Consider the following 9,092-nt stretch of genomic DNA (forward strand, 5'->3'; position numbering starts at 1 on the left):
ACTCCCTCGGCACCCTCGCCCGGGTGGCGGAATTGGTGAGACGCGGGGGACTTAAAATCCCCTGACCGCAAGGTCGTGTGGGTTCGATTCCCACCCCGGGTACTGCCCCGTCGCCGCGAGGACCGGTCGCCGGCGCAGGGATGGCGATGATCGACGGGACCGCGGCCGGGTCCGGCGCGCCGAACCGTTTCGATCCAGGCCCCGCCGCCCACCGCCGCGGCGCCCGGTACGCACATTCCGATCGTGCTACTTTGCGGGCATGACCGACGTCCTCGCACTCGCCTCGGAGCTCCTCGCCCTCCACTCGCCCTCGGGCGGTGAAGGACCGGCCATCGACTTCGTGAGCCGATGGCTCCTGGCCAAGGGCTGGAACGTCCACGTGCAGGAAGTGACCAAGGGGCGCGGCAACGTCTGGGCCTCGCGTCGCGGCGGTGGTGTCACCCTGTCCACGCACCTCGATGTGGTGCCGCCCTACATCCCCCCGCGCCTCGAGGGCGAGAACCTCTGCGGACGCGGTGCCTGCGACGCCAAGGGCATCGCCGCCGCGATGATGGTCGCCGCCGAGCGCCTGGCCGTCGAGGGCGAGGAGCGCGTGGATCTCCTGTTCGTGGTCGGCGAGGAGAAGGGATCGGACGGGGCGCGCGCCGCCAACCACCTGCCGGCCACCAGCCGCTACCTCATCAACGGCGAACCCACCGAGAGCATCCTCGCCTCGGGCTGCAAGGGGTCGATGCGCGTGACCGTGCGCACGAAGGGACGCGAGGCACACTCCGCGTACCCGCAGCTCGGCGTCTCGGCCATCGAGCCCATGCTGCGCCTGCTGCCCACCGTGCACACGTTGCCGCTGCCCACCGACGCCATCCTCGGCGAGACGACGGTGAACATCGGGACCATCCGGGGCGGGACCGAGGCCAACATCATTCCCGGCCAGTGCGAAGCCGAGCTGATGTTCCGCCTCGTCGGCGATCCGGCGCCGCTGCGCGCCGCGATCGAGCAGTGGGCAAACGGTGTGGCCACGCTCGAGTGGGGGTCCTACATCCCCGCACAGCACTTCCACACCGTCCCGGGGTTCGAGGCGCGTCCCGTGTCGTACACGTCGGACATCCCCCTCCTGCCGCGCTGGGGGACACCGCTCCTGTTCGGCCCCGGCTCGATCCATGTGGCCCACACCGATCACGAGTACGTCTCGGCGTCCGAGCTCCGTGCCAGCGTTGACACGTACATGGCGCTCACCCGCACCCTCCTGGCCTCGTAAGTGACTGTCGCGCATCCCTTCAACGGCCAGCGGCTGCCCGTCGCCGTTCTCGGCGCCACCGGCATGGTCGGCCAGACCTTCGTCCGGCTGCTCGCCGATCACCCCTGGTTCCGCATCACGACCGTCGCCGCCTCCGAACGCTCGGCGGGCAAGCCGTTCGCCGAGGCAACCAGGTGGCTGGAAGGTGAGATGCCCGCGGCGGTGCGTGACCTCATCGTGCAGCCCTGTGACCCGGCGGTCGTGCGTGAGGGCGTCGTCTTCTCGGCGCTCGACAGCGGCCCCGCACAGGAACTCGAGCCGGCGTTCGCACACCGCGGCGCGATCGTGCTGTCCAACGCCAAGAGCTACCGCATGGCGCCGGACGTGCCGCTGCTGATCCCGGAGATCAACGCCTCGCACCTCGCGCTGCTGGACGTGCAGCGTGCCGCGCGCGGCTGGAGCGGCGCGATCGTCACCAATGCCAACTGCGCCACGATCGTGCTTGCGCTGGCCCTTGCCCCACTGCATGCGGCATTCCGGGCGCGGCGACTGTTCGTCGCGACGATGCAGGCCGTGTCCGGGGCAGGGTACCCGGGCGTCTCGGCACTGGACATCCTCGGCAACGTCGTGCCGTACATCGGCGACGAGGAGCCGAAACTCGAGACCGAGGGCCAGAAGATCCTCGGCACCCTCGGCGGCAGTGCCATCGTGCCGGCACCGTTCGTGATCAGCGCCCACACCAACCGCGTGCCGGTGGAGCACGGCCACACGGTCTGCATCTCGGCGGAGTTCGAGGAGGCCGTCACGCCCGGTCAGGCACTCACGGTGTTTCGCGACTGGCGTGGTGATCCATCGTCGCACGGCCTGCCGTCGTCGCCGCCGGTGCCGCTGGTCGTCCACACCGCGCCCGACCGTCCACAACCGCGCCGCGACGTGCAGCGCGACGGGGGCATGAGCGTGCACGTCGGCCGGGTGCGCACGGACCCGCAGTTCCACCTGCGATTCGTGGCCATGGGGCACAACGTGATCCGCGGCGCGGCCGGCGCCTCCATCCAGAACGCCGAGCTGCTCGCCGCGCGCGGCGTGATCCGGCCGGCATGATCGTCTCCAAGTTCGGCGGAACGTCCGTCGCCGACGCGGCCGCGATCGAGCGCACGGCCGAGATCGTCCGCGGCCGCCTCGCGCAGCGGCCGGTGGTGGTCGTCTCGGCGCTGGCCGGCGTGACGAACGCCCTGCTCGGCATCGCACGGCAGGCCAGTGAGGGCAACTTCATCTCGGCCGTGTCCAGCGTGCAGGCCGTGCGGGAGCGCCACCTGCAGGAGGTGGATGCACTGCTGGCCGGATCACCGGAGCTGAACGAGATCGGCGGTGAAGTGAGCCTGATCTTCGATGAGCTCGCGCAGCTCTGCGAGGCGCTCTCGGTGCTCGGCTTCATCACGCCGCGGAGCCTGGATGCCATTGCCGGCATGGGTGAACGGGCGTCGTCGATGCTCGTCGCGGCGGCGTTCCGGCACCGCGGGATGGACGCCGTGCATGTCGACGCGCGCAAGGTGATGCTCACCGACGACACCTTCGGCAAGGCGGAGCCGCAACCCGAGGCGATCGCCGCGGCGGCCCGGAGCCAGATCACGCCGCTCGTGCTCGAGGGCAAGGTGCCGGTGCTGGGGGGCTACATCGGGTCCAGCCTGGACGGGATCACGACCACGCTCGGCCGCGGCGGATCGGACTACAGTGCCTCGCTCATCGGTGCGGCGGTGCAGGCCGAGTCGATCGAGATCTGGACGGACGTGGACGGCATGCTGACCGCCGACCCGCGCGTGGTGCCCGCCGCGCGTTCCATCCCGCAGATCCGGTTCGACGAGGCCAGCGAACTGGCGAGCTTCGGGGCCAAGGTGCTGCACCCCGCGACCATCGCACCGGCCGTGCGCCTCGGCATCCCGGTCTGGATCTACAACTCCCGCAACCCGGGCGGGCACGGCACGCGCATCACCTTCGATGCGCCGCGCCGCGCCGTGACGGCCATCGCGGCCAAGCGCGACACGACCATCCTCCGCGTCGCCACCGGCAAGATGCTCTTCCAGTCCGGCTTCCTGCGACGCGTGTTCGAACTGTTCGACGAGCACGCGGTGTCGGTGGACGTGGTGGCCACCAGCGAGGTCTCGGTGTCGGTCACGGTGGACGACACCGCGCCGCTCGACGTGCTCCTCGGCGCGCTGCGGCAGATCGGTGACGTGAGCGTGGCGCGTCGCCGCGCGATCATCAGCGTCGTGGGGTCGGGCATCGCCGATGATGCCGAGGCGATGGGCGCGGTGCTGCGCGCGCTCGGGCACCGGCGGATCCACATGCTCTCGCTGAGCGCGAGCGCCATCAACCTCACGATCCTGCTCGACGACGCCGACACGCCGGACGCGATCCGCGCGCTGCATGCCGCACTCTTCGAGCAGGCGGTCGGCGCATGACGGCGCTGCGCGTGGCGCTCCTCGGCGCGGGCCGTCTGGGCCGCGAGATCGCCACCCTTGCGCCGGACCGGCAGGCGACCATCGTCGCGACCTTCGGCCGGACCGCGCCGGTGAGCGTTGGCGCACTTCGCGATGCCGGCGCACAGGTGGTGATCGACGTCAGCGTCGCCGATGCGGTCATGACCAATGCCGAGGCCTGCCTGGCCGCCGAGCTGCCGCTCGTCATCGGCGTCACCGGCTGGCAGGGTGCCGAGGCGGCCTTGCGCGCCGACGTGGAATCCGCGGGCGCGAGCGTGCTCGTCGCCCCGAACTTCAGCGTCGGTGCCACGCTGTTCTCCGCTGCCGTGGCCGATGCCGCGCGACGCTTCGCGGCGGCGCTCGGGTTCGACGCGCACATCGTCGAGACGCACCACGCGCTGAAGCGCGACGCCCCCTCCGGCACGGCGCATCGGCTGGCGGAGCTGGCGGAGGCGGCGCGCGGGACGGCCGTCCCGGTGACCAGCGTCCGGGTGGGACAGGTGCCCGGCGTCCACACGCTGCTCCTCGACGCCGCGTTCGAGCAGGTGCGCCTCACCCACGAGGCACGGGACAGGAGGGTGTTCGCGGACGGCGCACTGCTGGCGGCCCGCTGGCTCACCGGGCGCCGGGGATGGTTCACCATGGAGGACGTCGTGCGTGACATGACCGGAAGCACCAGGTGAGCAACCTCACACTCGCGCCATTGCGGGGCTGCGGGACCGCGCTGGTCACCCCGTTCACGCCGGACGGTGCCCTGGACGAGGCGGCGCTCCGTGCGCTGGTGGAGTGGCAGCTCGCCGAGGGCGTCGACTTCCTCGTGCCCTGCGGCTCGACCGGGGAGGCGGCCACCCTCGACCTGCAGGAACACCTGCGCGTGGTGGCGATCACGGCCGAGGTGGTGGCTGGCCGCGTTCCCGTGGTGGGCGGTGCCGCCTCGAACGACACGAAGCGCGCGATCGCACTCTCGAAGGCCGTCATCGATGCCGGCGCCACGCACCTCCTGCACGCGTCACCGATGTACAGCCGGCCCCCGCAGCGCGGGATCGTCGCCCACTTCCGGGCGATCGCCGACGCGGTGAGCCGGCCGGTGGTGCTGTACAATGTGCCGGCACGCACGGCGAGCAACATGGACCCCGCCACGACCCTCGCCCTCGCCGTGCATCCGAACATCGTCGCGATGAAGGAGGCCAGCGGCAACCTCCCGCAGATCGAGGAGATCCTGCGCAACCGGCCGGATGGCTTCTCGGTGCTCTCGGGTGACGACGCGATCACCGTGCAGCTCATGTCCCGTGGTGGCAACGGCCTGATCTCCGTCGTGTCGAACGTGGTGCCGCGGGCGATGAGCGCCGTCACGCGCCTGATGCTGCGCGGTGACGTGACCAGCGCCAACGCGATCAATGCCACGCTGGTGTCACTCTACCGGGCCTCCGGCGTGGAGTCCAACCCCATCCCCGTCAAGGCGGCGCTGCACCTGCTGGGACGCGCCGCCAACGTGCTGCGCCTGCCGCTGGTGCCGCTCGCCGACGAACACCTGGCCACGGTGCGTGATGCCCTCGTGACCGCAGGAGCGCTCGACCGATGACCGTGCCGTTGCTTGGCGAGACGATCCGTGCCCTCGCCGCCACGCCGGCCGGCACCCCGCTTCCCGCGCACGCCCGCGATGTGGTGACGCAGCTGCTCGACGCCCTCGAGCGCGGCGAGCTGCGCGCCGCCGAGCGCGCGGACGACGGCGAGTGGCACGCCGTGCCGTGGGTCAAGCAGGGGATCCTGCTCGCCTTCCGCGTGGGCCAGCTGGTCGACATGACGCCGACGAGCGACGTGACCGCGTTCTCCTTCGTCGACAAGGACACGATGCCGCCGCGCCAGTTCGGCGTGCGCGATGGCGTGCGGGTGGTGCCCGGCGGCAGCACGGTGCGTCGCGGGGCGTACCTCGCGCCGGGCGTCGTCTGCATGCCGCCGATGTACGTGAACGTGGGGAGCTGGGTTGGCGCGGGCACGATGATCGACTCGCACGCGCTGGTCGGCAGCTGCGCCCAGATCGGCGCGCGCGTGCACCTCAGCGCCGCCGCTCAGATCGGCGGCGTGCTGGAGCCGATCAACGCCTCGCCCGTCGTGATCGAGGACGACGTGATCGTCGGCGGGAACTGCGGGGTGTACGAGGGGACGGTGGTGCGGCAGGGCGCGGTGCTCGGCGCGGGCGTTGTGCTCACGCGCGGCACGCCGGTGTTCGACCTCGTGCACGAACGCGTCTATCGCGGCTCGTCCACACACCCCCTGGTGATCCCGGCGGACGCCGTGGTGGTGCCGGGGGGCCGTCGTATGCGTGGCCCGTGGGCCGAGGCCGAGGGGCTCAGCCTGCAGACGCCGGTCATCGTGAAGTACCGGGACGACAAGACCGATCTCGCCACCACCCTCGAGTCGTGGCTGCGATGAGCGCGGTGCGCAGCCTCACCGTCCCCGGGGACAAGTCACTCTCGCACCGGGCACTGATGTTCGCGGCGCTCGGCACGGGCGAGTCGGTGCTGCGCGGCGTGCTGCCGTCGGCCGACGTGCGGAACACCGCCGGCGTGCTGCAGGCGCTGGGCGTGGATGTTCCCACGGCGTGGGGGACGGACGAGGTGTTGCGCATCCGCGGACTCGGGCGCCGCGGGCTGCGCGCACCATCGCGCACGCTCGACTGCGGCAACAGCGGCACCACCACGCGCCTCATGGCGGGCGTGGTGGCCGGCCATCCGCTTTCCGGCACCTTCGTGGGCGACGCGAGCCTCAGCCGCCGCCCCATGCGCCGCGTCGCGCGGCCGCTGACGGCGATGGGCGCGACGTTCAGCTTCGACGGCGATGACGGCCTGCCCATGACGGTGCGCGGTGGTGACCTGCAGCCGATCGACTGGGTCAGCCCGACCGCCAGCGCGCAGGTCAAGAGCGCGATCCTGCTCGCGGCACTGGTGGCCGGCGTGTCGGCACGCGTCCAGGAACCCACCCGCTCGCGCGACCATACGGAGCGCATGCTCGCGGCCCTTGGCGCTCCGGTCATCGTGACCGAGGATGCCGTGCTGCTGGATCCCGTCGACCAGCTCGCCCCACTCCACTTCGAGGTGCCAGGGGATCCGTCGTCGGCGCTGTTCATGATCGCCAGCGCCGTGCTGCGCGGCCTGCCGCTCGAGGTGCGCAACGTCGGCATCAACGCCACGCGGCGCGGGGCGTTCCCGGTGCTGCAGCGCATGGGTGTCGCGATCACCTTCGCCAATGAGCGCGAGGCCGGCGGTGAGCCGGTGGCCGACATCCACGTCGCACCATCCGGCGGCCTGCACGGCGTGGAGATCGGCGCGGCGGAGGTGCCGTCGCTCATCGACGAGATCCCGGTCCTGGCCTGCCTTGCCGCCTGCGCCACCGGCGAGACGCGCATCACCGGCGCCGCGGAGCTGCGCGTGAAGGAGAGCGACCGGATCACGGCGGTCGTGTCCAACCTGCGCGCGATCGGTGCCGATGCCGATGAACTGCCCGACGGGATGGTGATCCACGGCGGGGCCTGGACGCTGTCGGGCGCCATCGTCACGCATGCCGACCACCGCATCGCCATGGCCTTCGGCGTCCTCGGCGCGCTGGGGGCGAACGCGATCCGCGTCGATGACCCGGCCTGCGTGGACGTGTCGTTCCCGGGCTTCTGGGAGGCGCTTTCGGCCATCGGGGGAGCGCGATGAGCCAGCCGCTCGTGATCGCGATCGACGGCCCCGCAGCGTCGGGCAAGTCGAGCACCGCCCAGTGGGTGGCGCGCCAGCTGGGGATCTTCCACGTCGACAGCGGCGCGTTCTACCGCGCCCTGACGGCGGTGGCACTGGAAGGGGAGCCGGACCGGTCGCGATGGACCGCGGCGGGGGTGGTCGCGGGCGGGGCCCGGGTCAGCGTCGTGCCCGGGGAGCGCACCTTCATCCCGCTGATCGACGGCGTGCGGGACGACGACCGCCTGCGCGGCAGCGAGGTCACCGCCGGCGTCTCGGTGGTGGCGTCGATGGCCGAGGCCCGGGCATGGGTGAACGCCCAGGTGCGGGCCGCCGCGCGCGAGCACCCGGTGGTGGTCGACGGGCGCGACATCGGCACGGTGGTGTTCCCGGACGCCACGCTCAAGATCTTCCTCGTGGCCGACTCCTGGGAGCGGGCGCGCCGCCGGCTGCAGCAGCGGCTGGGCCGCGCGCCGGCCGAGGACGAGATCGCCGAGGAAACCGAGGCGCTGGTGCGCCGGGACGCGGCCGACCGTACCCAGACGGTCCAGGCGCTCGATGCCGTGATGCTGGACACCACGTACCTGACGCAGGCGGACCAGGTCGCCAGGATCGTGGCGCTGGCCCGGGCAGCCCTCGACCGCGGCGCCGACGCGGACGGCTGAGCGGGGCGAGGGCCGGGGAGGGCTAACGGGTGGGAACAGCCGCGTTGCCCGGCGTCGGGAGCCGTGCTAGCTTCCACGGTTCGCATTTCGCCGGCCCCGAAACGGGCCGCGGGATTCCCTAGCCTCGGCGCGGCGAGCTCACCATTCCGCGCACGTCCTGAGCCACACACTTCATGTCCGAGTCCGAAGTCGAGAATCCACTCGACGCCACCGCAACCGGCACGGTGTTGACAGCCCGCGAGAAGCGCGATCTCCAGCGCTCGCAGCTTCGACCGCTTGCCAACCGCCGCCCTGAACTCTACGAGGAAGACGAATACACCTCGGAAGACTACGAGCGGATGATCGCGATGTACCAGGGCACGATGGCCTCGATCGAAGAAGGTGAGATCGTCAAGGCCACCGTCATGGAGATCCGCGAGAACCTCGTCATCCTCGACATCGGCTTCAAGTCGGAAGGCTCGATCCCGCTCGAGGAGTTCAAGGACCTGCCTGACCTCAAGGCCGGCGATGTGGTGGAGGTGCTGCTCGAGCACCTCGAGGACCAGGAAGGCTCCGTCGTCCTGTCCAAGAAGAAGGCCGACTTCATGCGCGTGTGGGAACGCATCCGCGGTGCCTACGAAAGCGACCAGCCGGTCACCGGTACGCTCGTCAAGAAGATCAAGGGTGGCGTCGTCGTCGACCTCATGGGCGTCGATGCGTTCCTCCCGGGTTCGCAGATCGCGCTCCGTCGCGTCCCGAACATCGACGAGCTGCTCGGACAGACGTACGACTTCAAGATCATCAAGCTCAACAAGCGTCGCCGCAACATCGTCGTCTCGCGCCGAGTGATCCTCGAGAACGAGCGCGCCGGCAAGCGCGAGAAGCTGATGAAGGAGCTCGAGAAGGACCAGGTGCGGAAGGGCGTCGTCAAGAACATCACCGACTTCGGTGCCTTCATCGACCTCGGTGGCGTCGACGGCCTGCTGCACATCACGGACATGTCGTGGGGCCGCATCTC

The 9,092-nt window shown here is 71.0% G+C and carries 9 protein-coding genes and 1 tRNA gene; all 10 read left to right on the top strand.

The genetic code is table 11. The features are described 5' to 3' along the window. Window positions 1-17: 17 nt before the first annotated feature. Window positions 18-102: transfer RNA gene (locus IT355_10515), tRNA-Leu, on the top strand. A gap of 157 nt (window positions 103-259) precedes the next feature. Continuing rightward, the gene (locus IT355_10520; GenBank protein ID MCC7053691.1) at window positions 260-1,255 is read left to right on the top strand and encodes a M20/M25/M40 family metallo-hydrolase; all 996 of its coding nucleotides are present in this window, start codon (window positions 260-262) and stop codon (window positions 1,253-1,255) included. Between the two features lie 63 nt (window positions 1,256-1,318). Beyond that, a complete protein-coding gene (asd, locus tag IT355_10525) occupies window positions 1,319-2,335 on the top strand; it encodes an aspartate-semialdehyde dehydrogenase (protein ID MCC7053692.1) in 1,017 nt (338 codons plus the stop codon). Beyond that, on the top strand, window positions 2,332-3,693 hold the full coding sequence (lysC, locus tag IT355_10530) for a lysine-sensitive aspartokinase 3 (GenBank protein MCC7053693.1): 1,362 nt from the start codon (window positions 2,332-2,334) through the stop codon (window positions 3,691-3,693). Before asd ends, lysC begins: the two co-directional genes overlap by 4 nt. Beyond that, the gene (locus IT355_10535; GenBank protein MCC7053694.1) at window positions 3,690-4,394 is read left to right on the top strand and encodes a hypothetical protein; all 705 of its coding nucleotides are present in this window, start codon (window positions 3,690-3,692) and stop codon (window positions 4,392-4,394) included. Before lysC ends, IT355_10535 begins: the two co-directional genes overlap by 4 nt. Continuing rightward, complete coding sequence (locus IT355_10540; protein ID MCC7053695.1) at window positions 4,391-5,293, top strand: 4-hydroxy-tetrahydrodipicolinate synthase; 903 nt, start codon at window positions 4,391-4,393, stop codon at window positions 5,291-5,293. The genes IT355_10535 and IT355_10540 overlap by 4 nt, the downstream gene beginning before the upstream one ends. After that, window positions 5,290-6,144, top strand: a complete 855-nt coding sequence (locus IT355_10545) for a 2,3,4,5-tetrahydropyridine-2,6-dicarboxylate N-succinyltransferase (protein MCC7053696.1) — start codon at window positions 5,290-5,292, stop codon at window positions 6,142-6,144. The genes IT355_10540 and IT355_10545 overlap by 4 nt, the downstream gene beginning before the upstream one ends. Continuing rightward, the gene (gene aroA, locus IT355_10550; GenBank protein MCC7053697.1) at window positions 6,132-7,412 is read left to right on the top strand and encodes a 3-phosphoshikimate 1-carboxyvinyltransferase; all 1,281 of its coding nucleotides are present in this window, start codon (window positions 6,132-6,134) and stop codon (window positions 7,410-7,412) included. The genes IT355_10545 and aroA overlap by 13 nt, the downstream gene beginning before the upstream one ends. Then, window positions 7,409-8,095 carry a (d)CMP kinase gene (cmk, locus tag IT355_10555; protein MCC7053698.1) on the top strand — a complete coding sequence of 229 codons (687 nt, stop codon included), beginning with the start codon at window positions 7,409-7,411 and terminating at the stop codon, window positions 8,093-8,095. The genes aroA and cmk overlap by 4 nt, the downstream gene beginning before the upstream one ends. Before the next feature lie 173 nt (window positions 8,096-8,268). Next, window positions 8,269-9,092, top strand: an 824-nt coding sequence (locus IT355_10560) for a S1 RNA-binding domain-containing protein (protein ID MCC7053699.1), incomplete at its 3' end; no start/stop codon positions are given.

It is taken from the genome of Gemmatimonadaceae bacterium (assembly GCA_020851035.1).
Taxonomy (GTDB): domain Bacteria; phylum Gemmatimonadota; class Gemmatimonadetes; order Gemmatimonadales; family Gemmatimonadaceae; genus JACMLX01.